This window comes from Cellulomonas edaphi, from assembly GCF_030362815.1.
Classification (GTDB): Bacteria; Actinomycetota; Actinomycetes; order Actinomycetales; family Cellulomonadaceae; genus Cellulomonas; species Cellulomonas edaphi.
In genome coordinates this window covers 716,304-732,279 of sequence record NZ_JAUCGR010000002.1, presented here as the reverse complement: position 1 = coordinate 732,279, position 15,976 = coordinate 716,304, and the positions used below count along the sequence as shown (strand labels likewise).

At 71.5% G+C, this 15,976-nt stretch carries 9 protein-coding genes; 7 read left to right on the top strand and 2 right to left on the bottom strand.

What is annotated here, in order from left to right; all coding sequences use genetic code 11:
• The first annotated feature begins 104 nt into the window (after positions 1-104).
• From QRT05_RS09650 to QRT05_RS09630, 5 genes are all read left to right on the top strand, one after another.
• A complete protein-coding gene (locus QRT05_RS09650; RefSeq protein WP_289446963.1) occupies positions 105-6,986 on the top strand; it encodes a glycoside hydrolase domain-containing protein in 6,882 nt (2,293 codons plus the stop codon).
• 316 nt (positions 6,987-7,302) lie between these two features.
• Positions 7,303-8,412 carry a sugar ABC transporter substrate-binding protein gene (locus tag QRT05_RS09645; RefSeq protein ID WP_289446961.1) on the top strand — a complete coding sequence of 370 codons (1,110 nt, stop codon included), beginning with the start codon at positions 7,303-7,305 and terminating at the stop codon, positions 8,410-8,412.
• A gap of 174 nt (positions 8,413-8,586) precedes the next feature.
• Positions 8,587-9,417 (top strand): ATP-binding cassette domain-containing protein, encoded by an 831-nt coding sequence (locus tag QRT05_RS09640; protein ID WP_289446959.1) that lies wholly within the window; start codon positions 8,587-8,589, stop codon positions 9,415-9,417.
• Entirely contained in the window at positions 9,414-10,691 is a 1,278-nt protein-coding gene (locus QRT05_RS09635) for a sugar ABC transporter permease (protein ID WP_289446958.1), read from the top strand. The genes QRT05_RS09640 and QRT05_RS09635 overlap by 4 nt, the downstream gene beginning before the upstream one ends.
• Before the next feature lie 45 nt (positions 10,692-10,736).
• Positions 10,737-12,011: an ROK family transcriptional regulator gene (locus tag QRT05_RS09630; protein WP_289446956.1), complete on the top strand. Its 1,275-nt coding sequence runs from the start codon at positions 10,737-10,739 to the stop codon at positions 12,009-12,011.
• Between the two features lie 51 nt (positions 12,012-12,062).
• Here the strand turns inward: QRT05_RS09630 and phoA are convergent, their stop codons facing one another.
• Positions 12,063-13,778, bottom strand: coding sequence for an alkaline phosphatase (phoA, locus tag QRT05_RS09625; protein ID WP_289446955.1), 1,716 nt, complete (start codon positions 13,776-13,778; stop codon positions 12,063-12,065).
• 176 nt (positions 13,779-13,954) lie between these two features.
• On the opposite strand from phoA, the gene QRT05_RS09620 reads away from it, so the two are divergent.
• Entirely contained in the window at positions 13,955-14,536 is a 582-nt protein-coding gene (locus QRT05_RS09620) for a dienelactone hydrolase family protein (RefSeq protein WP_289446954.1), read from the top strand.
• On the opposite strand, the gene QRT05_RS09615 is transcribed toward QRT05_RS09620, so the two are convergent.
• Complete coding sequence (locus tag QRT05_RS09615; protein WP_289446953.1) at positions 14,533-15,309, bottom strand: SDR family oxidoreductase; 777 nt, start codon at positions 15,307-15,309, stop codon at positions 14,533-14,535. The genes QRT05_RS09620 and QRT05_RS09615 overlap by 4 nt on opposite strands.
• A gap of 119 nt (positions 15,310-15,428) precedes the next feature.
• Here QRT05_RS09615 and QRT05_RS09610 point away from each other — a divergent pair, with 119 nt between their 5' ends.
• Positions 15,429-15,971, top strand: a complete 543-nt coding sequence (locus QRT05_RS09610; RefSeq protein ID WP_289446951.1) for a hypothetical protein — start codon at positions 15,429-15,431, stop codon at positions 15,969-15,971.
• Positions 15,972-15,976 lie beyond the last annotated feature (5 nt).

Genomic DNA, 15,976 nt, shown 5'->3' with positions numbered 1-15,976 from the left:
CCCGCGGACGAGCGCCGCAGGGCGGAAGACATCGAACCGGCACATTCCGTCCATACGGGATGCCGACGTTGACCGGCCCCGTTCCGGTGCGTACCTTCCTCGCCATGACAACGATGTCGCACCGTGATCCGGCCCCTGATCGCTCCCCGTCCAGGGCACGAGCCCCCCGCGCCCGCCGGGTCTCCCTGACGACCACCTTCGCGCTCGTCGCGTCGGCGCTCGCGGTCCCTCTCGCCGCTCCGGCTTCCGCGGCCGAGCCTGCGCCGGCCGCCGACTACACCCAGTTCGTCAACCCGTTCATCGGCACCGAGGGCGACTTCGGCCAGGACGGTCCGGGTGCCTTCACGCCACACGGGCTCGCGAAGATCACCCCGCTGACCAACCCCCGCAACCACGTCGGCTACGACTACGCGTCCTCGTCCCTGCGCGGCTTCACGTCCGTCACGCTCGACGGCGTCGGCGCGGCCGGCGCCGGCGGCGACTTCCTGGTCTCGCCGACCTACCAGACCTACACGGCACGACCGAGCACGAGCAGCTACGACAAGGCGTACTCGCACAGCAACGAGTCGGCGGCGCCCGGCTACTACCGGGTGGGCCTCACCGAGGCGGGCAAGACGATCGACGCCCGGGTCACGGCCGACACGCGGACCGGCGTCGAGGACTACACGTTCGGCAGCGCGGGCACGGGCTCGCTGGTCGTCGACCTGGCCAACAACTTCGGCACGCGCCAGGGCGCGACGCTCGCGGTCGGCAGGACCGCCGACGGCAGGACGACCCTGTCCGGCTCGCTGAAGAGCTACTTCTACAACTCGGCCTCGACGCTCTACTACTACGCCGAGACCACGGTGCCGACCTCGGCGGTCAGCACCTGGGGCGCGGCGGGTCTGAGCTCGGCCACGAAGGCGCAGGACGGCACCGACATCGGCGCCATCCTGTCGTTCGACGTCGCCGCGGGCGACCACGTCGGCCTGAAGGTGACGCTCTCGCCCATCAGCTCGGCGCAGGCGGCCCGTGACCAGGGCGCCGAGATCGGTGCGAAGAGCTTCGGCGACGTCCGCGCCGCCGCGACGGCGGAGTGGAACGCGGCGCTCGGCGCGGTCGAGATCTCCGAGGGTGCCGACGACGACCCCACCGGCGACCTGAAGACGCAGTTCTACACGCACCTCTTCCGCATGAACGGCTCGCCGCTCAACGCCACGTCGACCGATGGGACCTACCGCGGTGTCGACGGCAAGATCTACGAGGCCGACGGCTACACGCACTACGACTCGTGGTCGCTGTGGGACGACTTCCACAAGTACTCCTCGATCGCCGCGATCTACCCGGACGTGTACCGGGACATCGCGCAGTCGCTCGTCGACCTGTATGCCCGCATGACGAACAGCGGCGCGAGCTCCGTGGGCAGCCTCATGCAGTCCGTCCCGACCGTGCGGTGGGAGCGGTCCGCGGTCGTCATCGCGGACGCGCTGAACAAGGGGGCCGAGCTCGAGGGCCTGGAGGCGGCGTATCCGTCGCTCGTCAAGACCTCGAACGGCGGCTACAGCTCCACCAACGAGGCGCTCGGGTTCATCTCGGGCTCGGTCGCCGACACGGTCGGCACCGCGTACGACGACTGGGCCATGTCGGTCATCGCCACGAAGCTCGGCAAGAGCGCCGACGCGGCGAAGTTCCTCAAGCGCTCGACGAACTACGTCAACCTGTTCAACAAGGCGGCCCTGACCACCAACCCGCAGGCACTTGCCTCCGGTACCGGCGTGGAGAACGTCGGTCTGCTCATGCCGAGGACCGCGAGCGGCTGGACGGCGAACGTCGACCCCGAGGTGTTCGAGGCGCCCGGAGCGGGCCTCTACCAGGGCACGCTCTGGCAGTACAACTGGTACGACGCCCAGGACATGGGCGGCATGATCGAGCTCATGGGCGGCAAGGCCGGCGCCCGGACGGCGCTGAGCTACCTCTACGGCGAGCAGGCGCCCGAGGACTGCACGCGCATGCTGCACCTCAACTCCAACGAGATCGACCTGCAGTCGCCGTACCTGTTCAACTACGTGGGCGCGCCCAGCCGCACGCAGTACTGGGCGCGCAGCATCCTCACGACGCCGACCTGCCAGCGCTATGCCGCCGCGAAGGACTCGAGCAGCGGCCCGCAGGGGCTCAACGGCAAGGGGGAGTACACCACCCCCCAGAAGCTCATGACGTACCAGAACGCCACCAAGGGCTTCCTGCAGACCATGGACAACGACGCGGCGACGATGTCCTCGGTGTTCGTCTCGGGCGCCCTGGGTCTGTTCCCCGTCACCTCGGGCGCGGACTCGTTCCAGATCGGCTCGCCGGTCTTCGAGAAGGTCACGCTCCACTACCCGGGCGGCACGGACTTCGTCATCGAGGCGGACGGCACCGACGCGAGCAACCTCTACATCCAGGGCGCGACGCTCAACGGCAGCCCGCTGCACCGCACGTGGCTCACGTACGACGAGCTCATGGCCGGCGGCACGGTGCGCTTCGACATGGGCAGCACGCCCTCCAGCTGGGGCGTCGACAGCCCCATGGCGTACTCGATGAGCGACGAGGTCCCGAGCTCGGTCTACGACCGGTCGAGCGCCGTAGCCACGGCGACGCAGGCGTTCGTCGAGTCCGACGCGAACGACGGCTCGATCGGCAACGCGATCACCGTGTCGGTGACGGGCGCGACGTTCGACGGCGAGATCGGTGCGGACGTGACCTCCGAGGTCACCGCCTCCGGGCTGCCAGAGGGACTCGCGGTCAAGGCCGTCGTCACGGGCGCGAGCACGCTGAGCCTGACGCTCACCGGCAAGGCCGACCAGCACCAGCTCGACGACTCGACCGACGGCCTCGTGGTGACGCTCGCCGAGGGTGCCTTCACCGGCACCGTGCCGAGCGCGCAGGACCGGGAGCTCGCGCTCAAGGTCCGCTTCACGGGGTACGGCATCACGCCGAGCACGACGGCGCTCGCCGTCACGGGCGACGGCACGGTCGACCGGACCGTCGACCTCACGCTCACCGGCGGGGCAACCTTCGCCGGCACGATCCCGGCCGGATCGATCACGTTCCCCAGCCTGGACCACGGCGTCACGGCCGTCGTCACGCGCACGGGCGCCACCACGGCCCGGGTCGCCTTCACGGGCCGGCCGACCAGCACCTCGGTCACGCGGTTCTTCCTGCGGCTGTCCGACGCCGCCCTCTCAGGGGTCGCGGCGGCCCAGGTCTCCGGTCCGGGCACCTCGTCGTTCGAGCCGTTCACGCTGACGCCCGCCTCCACGACGCGCGCCGACCTGAAGGCGCTGTACGACGACGCCCGTCTCATCGGTGCGGGGAGCTACTCCGCCGCCTCGTACACCGCGCTGTCGACGGCGGTGGCGAGCGCCAGGACGGTCCTGGCCGACGCGGACGCCTCGGAGTTCGTGCTGACCCAGGCGCTGGTCAACCTCCGGTCCGCGCTCGACGGGCTCACGATCGGCGAGGGCGGCTACCGCGTGCTGCAGGGTGAGGCCTACGACGCATGGTCGGGTGGCTCGCTCAAGACCGAGAGCGGCGGGACGGGCACGGTGCTCGCGGGGGTCTCCCCGGACTCGTGGATCGCCTACCGCGGTCTCGACTTCACCGATGCTGCGCTGCAGTCGGTCCAGGTCAGCTACGCGCACAACCCCGGTTCGGCCTCGGGCAGCGCGAAGGTCGAGATCCGCACCGGTTCGGCGACCGGACCGCTGGTCACCACCGTCGATCTCCCGACGACGGGCGCGTGGACGACGTTCGCACAGGCCAAGCACACGTTCACCGCCGGCGAGGTCGCGGCGCTGGCGGGCGTCAACGACGTCTACCTGGTGTTCCGGGGCAGCGCCGACAAGGCGTGGGTCGCGAACATCGACTACGTCCAGTTCCAGCCCGTGGCGACCGGTGGCGGTGACGAGCAGTTCGCCTTCACCAAGCTCACGCCGGTCAACGTGATGACCGTCGGCCCGAACGTCGGTCGCGACGGAGCGGCGCCGAACTACACCAACTTCGGCAACACCCACAACGAGGAGTGGATCAAGTACGGGGCGGTGCAGTTCGGGCCCAACGGGGCGGACACGTTCACGTACAGCTACGACAAGCCGACCGACAAGTCGCAGGCGGGCACGTCGTTCGACATCCGGCTGGGCAGCGCGACGGGTCCGACCGTCGCCTCGTCGGGCACGCTGCCGACCACCGGGACGGGCTGGGGCCACTACCAGTCCCGCACGCTCAGCGTGAACCCGGCGGTGTTCACGGGGACGCAGGACGTCTACATCGTGTTCCGGATGAGCCCGGTGAACACGACCCAGTCGGCCCCGTACGTCGGCAACTTCGCGTGGTTCCAGTTCGGCGACTCGACGACGGCCGTGCCCACCGAGAAGACGGTGCAGTTCGAGTCGATCCGTTCCGGGTACGGCAACCTCGACGACGCGGCCGCGGGTCTCGTCGACGGGGTGGACTACTCCGGCAGCGCGCTCAGGACCGAGACGGGAAGCGTCGGTGGCCAGCTCGCGGGCGGCGTCGACGGCAGCTGGGTCCGGTACCCCGGGGTCAAGCTGGGGTCGAAGTACGCCACGTCGCTGAACGTGCGTTACGACGCGCCCTCCACCGCGGTCAGCAAGGGCAGGCTCGCGGTGCACGTGGACTCCTTGGAGGGCGAGCCGTTCGTCACCGTCGACCTGGCCCCCACGGGATCCACATGGGGCACGTACCGGACGACCAGCGTCGTGCTGCCGTCGGAGCTCACCGGCACGCACACGCTCTACGTCACGCTGCTGAGCACGCCGACAGCGGACCAGCCGTCCGTCGGGAACCTCGACTGGTTCTCGCTGGGCTACGGCGCGGACAAGGCCGCACTGCGTGCCGCCATCGCCGCCAGCTCGAACCTCGAGGACTACGGTGACCGCTACGTCGCGGCGGAGTTCGCGGTCTACACGCGCGCGCTGGCCGCGGGCCGCGCGCTGCTGACGGCGCCCTCCGCCACGGCGGCGGACGTCACGAAGGCGACGCGTGACCTGACCCTCTCGGCCGGCCAGCTCCGCTGGAAGGTCGTCAAGCAGGTCGCCGAGCTCGTCACGACCGTCGAAGCCCTGAGCGACGCGGACTACAGCCCCGCGTCCTGGGCGACGCTGCAGGGGGCGCTCCGGACGGCGAAGGCGCTCGACGGCGACAGCGGCTACGAGGCGTACCAGTCGGGGCTGGCGAACCTCGCCTCGGCGTACGAGAGCCTGCACGCGGCCTACCGCACGGCGCTGAACGCTCCGGAGTCGGTGGACCCGGGCGTGCTCGCGGCTCTGTCCGGCTCGGGCTTCGAGCCGGGCGAGACCGTGACCTTCTCGTGGACGCACGACCCGGCTCCGACCGTGCCGTGGACGGTCGTCGCAGACGACGACGGGCACGTGGCGACCACCGTGACGTTCCCGCGGCTCACCGGTGACGGCACCTACGAGCTCCGTGCCGTCGGCGCGATCTCCGAGGTCCCTGCCACCACCGACGTGGTGGTGGCGAAGGTGATGAGGCCCTCGCAGACCTCGCTCCACGCACCGACGACGGTCACCGTCGGCCAGGTCGTTCCCGTCACGGTCGCCGTGACCGACGGAGCGACGGGGTCGGTCGAGCTGTTCGACGGGGCGACGTCCCTCGGTTCGTCCACGCTGGGTGCGGGATCGGCCGCCTCGTTCGACGTCTCGTCGCTGAGCGTCGGCGCTCACGCTCTCCGGGCCGTCTACGCGGGCGACAGCTGGTACGCGACGAGCACGTCTGCTCCCGTGACGGTCACGGTCAAGGCCCACACGGTGCTCACCGCGCCGGCGCAGGTCGACCCGGGCGTCAAGGACGGGGTCGTGCTGTCCGGTTCCGGCTTCGCTCCGTCCGAGGTCGTGACCTTCTCCTGGACCGGCGCCCCCGCGCTCACGGCGTCCTGGAAGGCGACCGCCGGCGGCGACGGCTCGGTGACCACCGCGGTCACGATCCCGCGGACCACGCCGGACGGCACCTACCGGGTCAGTGCGGTCGGTGCCACGACGCGCGTGCCTGCGACCGCCGACGTCGTGGTGGTCAAGGTCATGAAGGCCTCGGAGACGGCCTTCCTGGGCGTGCCCGCGACGGTGACCCAGGGCGACGTCCTCCCGGTCTCCGTGGGTGTCACGGCGGGCGCGACGGGCACCGTCACGCTCTACGACGGTGCCACGTCGCTCGGCAGCGCCACGGTGGACGCAGCAGCCTCGTCGGCGAGCTTCACCGTCACGGGTCTGGCTCTGGGGGCCCACTCGTTGACGGCGGTCTACGCCGGGGACAGCTGGTACCGCGCCAGCACGTCGGCGGCGGTCACGGTGACGGTCACGGCCCGGCCGGTCCCGCCGGTCCCGGCCAAGGTGTCGCTCTCGGCCCCCGTGCTGAGCAAGGCCTCGCAGGTCTACGGCTCCAGCACGGCCCGGCTCGCCACCATCACGACGACGGTGAAGAACGCGACGAGCGGGAAGGTCACCTTCAAGGCGGGCTCGAAGGTGCTCGGCACCGCCTCGGTCGTCAAGGTGGGCACGGCCTACACCGCGACCGCTCGGTTGTCCGCCACCCTGGCGGTGGGCAGCTACAAGGGCCTCACCGCGACCATCGTGACGGGCAAGACCACGGTGACGTCACCGAGGTCGGCGGCCGTGTTCACGGTCGTGAAGGCGACCACGTCCAAGGTGTCCGTCTCGGCGCGGGCGTTCACCAAGCGGACGCGGCCCACGGTGCACGTCGCCGTCGCGACGCTCTCGAACGGGCGCGCCCCGACGGGCAAGGTCGTGGTGTACGTGGGGGGCCGGGTGGCGAAGACCGTGACGCTGTACGCCGGCGCGAAGGGCAAGGTCGCCGTGACGTTGCCCCATCGGTACTCCTCCTCCATCCGGGTCAAGGCGAAGTTCCTGCCGAGCTCGCCCTCGACCGTGACCGGCAGGACGTCCTCGACGATCGCGGTGCACGTCCGGCGCTAGCCCCGACGCCATACGCACAGGCCGGCCCTCATCGCAGGGGGCCGGCCTGTGTGCTGTGCGACGGACCCCACGTCACCGCGGCGCATTGTTGCGCGGGCGAACAATCCTCTGGCCCTCGGCCGCGCGCGGAGCGGCCTGATCGCGCCCGATGTGGGCGAATTGGTCACGTTTTGACCACGAACACCCCGATTCCCCTTGTGACCCACGCGCGGGGCCAATATGTTGGCGCCCGCAACATAGTCCGAGCGCCTGCAGCGCCGGGGGGAGACGAGCGCAACGAGGCGTCGTCACGAGAGGGAGAACGATGCGACGGAGCATGGTTATGGCGTCGGCGGCGGTGATGGCCTCCGGGCTTCTGCTGGCCGGCTGTGCGGGCAGCGACACGCCGGGCGGCGATGGCACGACGGGCAGCGGCTCGCCGGCGGCGGCGAAGGCCAAGGTGGGGGTGATCCTGCCCGACACGAAGTCCTCCGCCCGGTGGGAGACGGCAGACAGGAAGTACCTCGAGGAGGCCTTCAAGACCGCCGGGGTGGACTACGACATCCAGAACGCGCAGAACGACAAGGCGCAGTTCCAGACGATCGCCGACGGCATGATCGCCGACGGGGTCAACGTCCTGATGATCGTCAACCTCGACTCGGGCTCGGGCAAGGCGGTCCTGGCCAAGGCGAAGGCGCAGGGCATCGCGACGATCGACTACGACCGGCTCACCCTGGGCGGCGGAGCGGACTACTACGTGTCGTTCGACAACACCAAGGTGGGCGAGCTCCAGGGCCAGGGCCTGCAGAAGTGCCTCGACGACGCCGGCAAGACGAAGGCGAACATCGTCTTCCTCAACGGCTCGCCGACGGACAACAACGCCACCCTGTTCAAGGCCGGGGCCGTGCAGGCGCTCAAGGCCAAGACCGACAGCGGCGACTACAAGGTCGTCGCCGACCAGGCGGTCCCGGACTGGGACAACCAGCAGGCCGGGACGATCTTCGAGCAGATGTACACGGAGACCGGCGGCAAGATCGACGGCGTGCTGGCCGCGAACGACGGGCTGGGCAACGCGGCGATCGCCATCCTGAAGAAGAACGGGGCGAACGGCACCATCCCCGTCACGGGTCAGGACGCGACCGACCAGGGTCTGCAGAGCATCCTCGCGGGTGACCAGTGCATGACCGTGTACAAGGCCGTCAAGAAGGAGGCCGACGCGGCGGCGGCGCTCGCCATCGCGGCGGCGCAGGGCGCCGACACCTCCGGCGTCGCGACCGGCGAGGTCGAGGACTCGACGACCAAGAAGAAGGTCTCGGCGGTGCTGCTGGATCCGCAGGCGATCTACTTCGACAACGTCAAGGACGTCATCGCCGACGGCTACACCACCAAGGAGAAGGTCTGCACCGCCGACTTCGCGGCCAAGTGCGCCGAGGCCGGGATCTCCTGATCACCATGACGCCGGTGGCCGCGCCCTGCGGCCACCGGCGGTCGCCGGTGCACCCCGGCGAGGGCCGGTCCGCCCGCGCGGCTCGGCCCTCGCCGGACGGTCGCGGGCGAGAGCACTCTGCACAGACCCGCGGCAGCGCGGGGCGAACCGGATGAACACGCAACGAGGCGGACGATGACGAAAACAGCGCACAGCGCCCCTGACCTGGCCCCTCCACCGACGCTCGAGGTCCGCGGTGGACGGAAGAACTTCGGCGCGGTGCACGCGCTGCGTGGCGTCGACCTCGTGGCGCGCGCGGGCGAGGTCACCGCGCTCGTCGGCGACAACGGCGCCGGCAAGTCGACGATGATCAAGTGCGTCGCGGGCATCCACGCCTTCGACGCCGGTGAGGTCCTGTTCGAGGGGGAGCAGACGCACATCTCGTCGCCCGCCGACTCGAGCGCGCTGGGCATCGAGGTCGTCTACCAGGACCTCGCGCTGTGCGACAACCTGGACATCGTCCACAACATGTTCCTCGGCCGGGAGCTGAAGAAGGGCTTCCGCCTCGACGAGTCGGCGATGGAGACGCGTGCGGCCGAGGTGCTCGCCTCCTTGTCCGTCCGGACCGTGCGATCCATCCGGCAGCACGTCGCCAGCCTGTCCGGCGGGCAGCGCCAGACCGTCGCCATCGCGCGCGCGGTCCTGTGGAACTCCAAGCTCGTGATCCTGGACGAGCCGACGGCGGCCCTCGGCGTCGCCCAGACCGAGCAGGTGCTGCAGCTGGTGCGACGGCTCGCCGACGCGGGTCTCGCGGTGGTGCTCGTCTCGCACAACATGAACGACGTGTTCGAGGTCGCCGACGCGATCAACGTGCTGTACCTCGGGCAGACGGCGGCGCAGGTGCGCACCAGGGAGACCAGCCGCAGCGAGGTCATCGAGCTGATCACCAGCGGCTCCCTGCCCGCCGGGGCGGCCGCCGCGGCGACGCTGTCCACCACGAACGCGAACGGGAGCACCACCGCATGAGCACGCACACCGCCTCGCGCCACGACGCGCCGCCCTCGCTCCTGGCCGGCTCGGTCGAGCAGCCCACGTTCGGCGAGGCCGTCACCAACTACGTCAGCAAGGTCCGCGGAGGCGACATGGGGTCGCTGCCCGCCATCCTGGCGCTCCTCGTGCTGCTCTCGATCTTCGTGATCCTCAAGCCCGAGACGTTCCCCTCGACGCTGAACATCGCGAACCTGTTCCAGCAGGGCGCCGTGGTCGCCACGATCGCCATGGGCCTGGTCTTCGTCCTGCTGCTCGGCGAGATCGACCTGTCGGCCGGCTTCACGTCGGGTACCTGCGGGGCGGTGCTGGCCACCGTGCTCACCCAGCACGGCTGGTCCTGGTACGCCGCCGTGGCCGCTGCGCTGGTGACCGGTCTGGCGATCGGACTGGTGCTGGGCACGCTCGTCGCGCGTCTCGGGGTGCCGTCGTTCATCGCGACGCTGGCCGCGTTCCTCGCGCTGCAGGGCGTGGTCCTGCTCATCATCGGCACCGGCGGCAACATCTCCATCAGTGACCCGGTGATCCTCGCGATCCAGAACAAGAACGTCCCTCCCGCGCTCGGCTGGGCCATCGGGATCCTGTCCGTCGTCGGCTACGGCGTCGCGACCCTGCGGACGTGGCAGCTGCGCCGCAGGCGCGGGCTGCTCGCCGCGCCCGCGGGCGTGATCGCCATCAAGATCGCGGCGATCGGGCTCCTGGTGCTGGGCATGGTCGCCATCCTCAACCAGGAGCGCAGCCTGAACCCGCTGCGCACGTCGATCATCGGCGTGCCGATCGTGGTGCCGGTCATCGTGACGCTCGCGCTCGTGCTGGGCTTCGTGCTCACGCGGACGGCGTTCGGCCGCCACGTGTACGCGGTCGGCGGGAACGCGGAGGCGACCCGGCGCGCGGGCATCCGGGTCGCGACCGTGCGCATGGCCTGCTTCATGATCTGCTCGACCATGGCGGCGGTGGCGGGCATCTTCGCGGCGTCCCGCGCGACCTCGGTCGACCCGAACGCCGGTGGCTCGAACGTGCTGCTGTACGCGGTCGGTGCGGCGGTCATCGGCGGCACCTCGCTGTTCGGCGGCAAGGGCCGGATCATCGACGCGCTCATCGGCGCGGCGGTCATCGCCGTCATCGACAACGGGATGGCGCTGCTGGGTTACTCTTCCGGCGTCAAGTACGTCGTGACGGGTGGCGTGCTGGCAGCCGCCGCGTCGGTCGACGCGATCTCCCGTCGTCGGGCGCGATCGGCCGGGCGAGGCTAGGTCGTCGGGCGAGGCTAGGTCGTCGGTCGAGCCAGGGAGGTCTGCGTGCGACTCGGGTCCGGTCCACCCGTCCGGCGCGCGGACGCCTCCGCGCAGGACGACGTCCGGCGCGCGAACCTCTCCGCGGTGCTGCGCCTGCTGCACTTCCACGGCCCGGCCACCCGCTCGGACCTCGTGGCCAGCACCGGGTTCAACCGCTCGACCGTCGGGTCGCTCACCTCCGAGCTCGTCAAGCTCGGGCTGGTGCGCGAGCGGCCGGGAGAGGTGCGCGGCAAGGGTCGCCCGTCGAACGTGGTCGAGCCGGTCAGCACCAGCGCGCACGTCCTCGCGTTCGACGTCACCACGTCGACGGTGGGCGCCGCGCGCGTCGGGCTCGGCGGTTACATGCTCCAGATGCGGCGCCGGCTGCACTCGGCGCCGCCGCACGACGTGCCGGCCGTGGTCGAGCTCATCGCCACGCTCGTCGCCGAGATGCAGGCCCGCGCGCACCCCGCCTCGGTGTGCCTGGGCATCGCCGTCTCCGTGCCGGGCAGCGTGCGCCAGCCGGACGGGCTGGTGCGCCGCTCGCCCCCGCTCGGCTGGTACGAGGTGCACCTGGCCGACCTGCTGCGCGACGCGATCGGTGACGACGTGCCGATCACGGTCGGCAACGACGGCGACCTGGGCGTCGTGGCCGAGTACCTGCGCGGTGCGGCGCGCGGCGAGCGCGACGTGCTGTACGTGCGCGGCGAGGCCGGCGTCGCGGGCGGCGTCGTGGTGGACGGCGAGCTGCTCAAGGGCTCGGGCGGCTACGCGGGCGAGGTGGGCCACCTGCTCGTCAAGCCGGGCGGCCGGCTCTGCTCCTGCGGTGCCAAGGGCTGCTGGGAGGCGGAGGTGGGTGACGCCGCGGTCATCCGCTCGGTGGGCCGCGACCCGCGCGAGTCCGACATCGAGGACGTCATCAACGACGTCGCGGTGGGCAACAGGCGCGCGATCGCCGGGGTGCGCAAGACCGGGGAGTGGGTCGGCCTGGGCCTGGCCAGCCTGGTGAACATCTTCAACCCGCGCATCGTCGTGCTCGGGGGAACCATCGGTGCGCTCTACCCCACCATGGAGGCGACGCTCGTGCAGGGCTACGCCCGCACGCTCGGCCCCAACCGGGAGCAGGCGCTGCTGGTGCGGTCCGAGCTCGCCTCTGACGCGCAGCTGGTCGGCGCGGCAGAGGTGGCGTTCGCCGACGCGCTCGAGGATCCCGCGGGCACGCTCGACGCGCGGCGGGGGACTGGTGGCGAGAACGACGAGCCGGCCCAGGTCCACGAGCTGCGGGCGCTCGGTAGCTGACCGAGCGACGGACCGGGCCGCCAAGGGCCCGGTCCGTCGCTCAGGTGCTCGTCAACGGTTCGCGATGGTGAACCCGACGACCTTCTCGGTGGTGCGCCCGTCGATGCCGACCGCATCGATCTTCAGCTGGTAGGTCCCGTTCGGGTAGTCGCGCGTGTCGAGCACGAGCGTGGGCTTCTTGCCCGCGGTGGAGCTGCCGGGAGCCTTGGTGTTGTCCGTCAGCCACTGCCCGGCGCGGTTGAGCTCGATGTAGGTGTACCGCGGCTCGGTGTCGAGCGTGACGCGCACGGTCTGCTTCCCCTTGAGGGTCGCGCCCTCCATGACGGTCACGTTCTGGATGACCGGGGCGCCGGGGGACGGCTTGTCCGCGTCCAGCCGGAGCGCGTCACGGATGGTGAAGAACAGGTCGGTCTGGTCGGTGAGCCCGACGACGTTCGCGGCCCGCGGGCCGTAGGCCGCGATCCGCACCTGCGTGCCGGTGTGGTCCTGGGAGCCGCCGGTGTCGGCCGTGCCGTAGGCGACCGTCATCGGCTTGTTGTCGGCCGTGAGGAGCGTGCGCGTCAGGCCGGGCGTGAGCGTGTTCGGGTAGACGATCTGGCTCGAGTGGCCGTGGTCGGCGGTCAGGACGACGAGCGTGTGGCCGTCCCGCTTGGCGAAGTCCAGCGCCACCTGGACGGCCTCGTCGAGGTCGACGGTCTCGCCGATCTGGCCGCACGGGTCGGCGGCGTGGTCCTGCTTGTCGATGCTGGCGCCCTCCACCTGCAGGAAGAAGCCCTTGCCCGACGGGCGGTCCAGGAGGGCGATCGCCTTTGCCGTCATGGCCTTGAGCGTGGGCGTCGTCGCCAGGTACTTCGGGTTGGGCGTGCACGTCACGGGCGCCTCGGTCCCGCCGGTGTGCGTCGCGGCCGGGCCCACCCAGCGCACGGGCAGGTTGCCGGGCGCGAAGAGCCCGAGCACCGGGCTCTTCTGGTCGGCGCGCTGGACGCCCGCCAGGCCGGCGGCGTCCGTGACCACCTGGTAGCCGCGCGCCGCTGCCTGCTGCAGGAGCGTCTTGCCCGACCACTGGCCGGCGGCCGCCGACTCGCTGAACGAGGTGCCGCCGCCGCCGAGGGTGACGTCGGCCCGGGCTTCGAGCAGCTGCTCCGTGATGGAGCCGAGGCCACCGTTCTGCAGCGCGTTGGCGGGGCACTTGGCGAGCGTCGACGACGGCGCGTAGCAGCCGCGGTCCGTCACGTGCGCCACCTGCACGGCGGGCGTGGCGTCCTGCAGCTCGGCGGTGCTCACGTCGCCGGTGCGCAGCCCGTTGGCGCGGGCGATCTCGAGCAGGGACCGCTGCGGCGTCCCGTTCACGTCGACGGAGATCGCGCCGTTGTACGTCTTGGTGCCCGTCGCCCAGCCCGAACCGGAGGCCGCCGAATCGGTCACGTAGTCCGGCAGGCCGTCCTTCTTGTCGAGGGCGTAGGTGGTGTACTGCCCGGTCAGGGGCAGGGCGTCGATGCCGGCGAAGCGGCCGGCCGCGCCCTTGGCGTAGTTGCGGGCGACCGTGATCTCGGAGTCACCCATCCCGTCGCCGATGAGCAGGATGACGTTCTTGGCGTGGCCGCCCTTGATCTGGGCGCGGATCGCGGAGGTCTGGTCGCCGGCGAGCCGGCGGGCGTCGCCGTGCCCGGTCAGGTCGGTGGTGACGGCCCAGCTGGCGGCCGCACCCATGACGAGGCCGCCCGCGACTGCGGCCGCGGCGAACGAACGGAATGCGCGTGTTCTCATCGTTGTCCTCTTCCCGGTCTGCCGGCGACGCTCGTCGCCCGAGGTAGTCGACAGGGCGCAGGTGACAACCGGATGAGCGGGGAGCGAACGGGGCAAGGCGGACATGCGTCGGCTGCCGGCCGGGACCCGCGGTGGCTAGGCTGCACCGAGGACCGAGACTGCACGAGGAGCCATCGATGGCCGAGATCATCCTGTTCCACCACGCCCAGGGCCTGACCGAGGGCGTGCGGGAGTTCGCCGACGCCCTGCGCGCCGCGGGTCACGTCGTGACGGTCCCCGACATGTACGAGGGTCGGACGTTCGACACCCTCGAGGACGGGCTGGAGTACGCCGACACGGTGGGCTTCGGCACGGTGCTCAAGCGCGGCCAGGACGCCATCGAGGACCTGCCGGGCGAGGTCGTCTACGCCGGCTTCTCGCTCGGCGTCCTCCCGGCGCAGGCGGTCGCGCAGACCAAGCCGGGCGCGCTCGGCGCCCTGTTCTTCCACTCCTGCGTGCCGCCCACCGAGTTCGCCGACGAGTGGCCCGCGGGAGTCCCCGTGCAGGTGCACGCCATGGCGGACGACGAGCTGTTCGTCGAGGAGGGTGACCTGGACGCCGCGCGGGAGCTCGAGAAGGTGGCCGGCGCGGAGCTGTTCCTCTACGAGGGGGACGCCCACCTGTTCGCGGACAGCAGCCTCGAGGAGTACGACGAGGAGGCCGCGAGCCTGCTCATGGAGCGCGTGCTCGCGTTCCTGGCGGCGGTCGACGCGCGCTAGCGGCGACCCTGGAGCCACTCCGCGAACGTGAGCCGGCCCGTCGCGTGCTCGGGGGTCAGGTGGCCTCCGGCCCGGAACGCGCGGATGCGGCCGGGCAGCGGCACGGTCCAGACCCAGCGACGGCGACCCGTGCCCGCGAGGTAGGTGCGCATGAGCTCCATGGCGGTCAGCACCTGCGGTCCGCCCATGTCCTCGACGCGGCCCGCGGGCGCTCCGGTGCTCAGTGCGGCCAGGCGCTGGGCGACCTCGTGGACGTCGACCGGCTGGTCGCTCACGCCGCGCGGGACGAAGGCCACGGGCGTGCGGGACAGCGCGTCGAGCAGGAACGCGACGAAGTCGTGGAACTGGGTGGCGCGCAGGACGGTCCACGGGATCCCGCTGTCCTCGACCAGCTCCTCGACCCGGAGCTTGGCGGCGTAGTACTGCGTGGGCACCGTCTCGATGCCGACGATGGAGATGTAGACCAGGTGCGGCACCTGCGCGGCACGGGCCGCGAGCGTCAGCTGCACGGCGGCCTCGACGTCCTCGGCGGGGCGGCGCGGGTTGCTCGCGCAGTGGACCACCGCGCCGACGCCGTCGGTCGCGGCGGCCAGGCCCTCGCCCGTGAGCAGGTCGCCGACCGCCCACTCCACCGCGGGCGCCGCGGACGCGGGTCGCGGCTGTCGGCTCAGCACCCGGACCGCGCGTCCGTCCTCGAGCAGGGTGGTCACCAGCGCCCGGCCCAGCGTGCCGGTCCCGCCCGTGACCAGCACGGGTCGTCCCTCGTTCGCCATGCCTCGATCCTGGCCGACGACGTGCCCGCCGCGCGCGGGTTCGCGCAGCGTCGTGGCTCACACGAGTTCATCCGCGACTCCGCTGCGCCCCGGCTCGGGCCGGGTCTACGATCCGGCAAATGGGGACAAAGCTGACCGCAGGCGTCCTCGTCGGTGCGCTCGCGGTGGTCCTCACCAGCGGCGCGGCAGCGACGCGCGTGCTCGGGCAGCCGTCGGTGGGCAAGGGCGACTCGGCGGCCGGTCGCTACGCCCAGGCCCGGTCGCTTGACGTGGGTCGCTGGCTGACCCCTCCCAGCGACAAGAAGTACTCCGGCAAGCAGCTGGTGGCCGCGCTGCTGGCGGAGCGAGGGGCGGACAGCAAGGGCGTCGTGGTGCTGGCCCTGCCCGCCCGGACGTCGGGCACCATCACGACCGCGCCGGTCGGGTGGAGCGGCACCACGGCGAGCTCGGGCGGTGCGCGCGTGACGATGCGCATCGACGTCGACGTCGCGATCAGCTCGGACCGTCTCTGGGGGCCCGACCGGCAGGTGGACGGCGCGGCGACCCGGTGCTTCGTCTACACGATCCAGGGCGCCGAGGTCACCGTGGTGCGCGGCATCCGCTGCCCGCCGGCCGCCGAGGTGATGAAGGCGCCCCAGCCCAAGCCGCTGCGGGGTGCGTGAGCGAG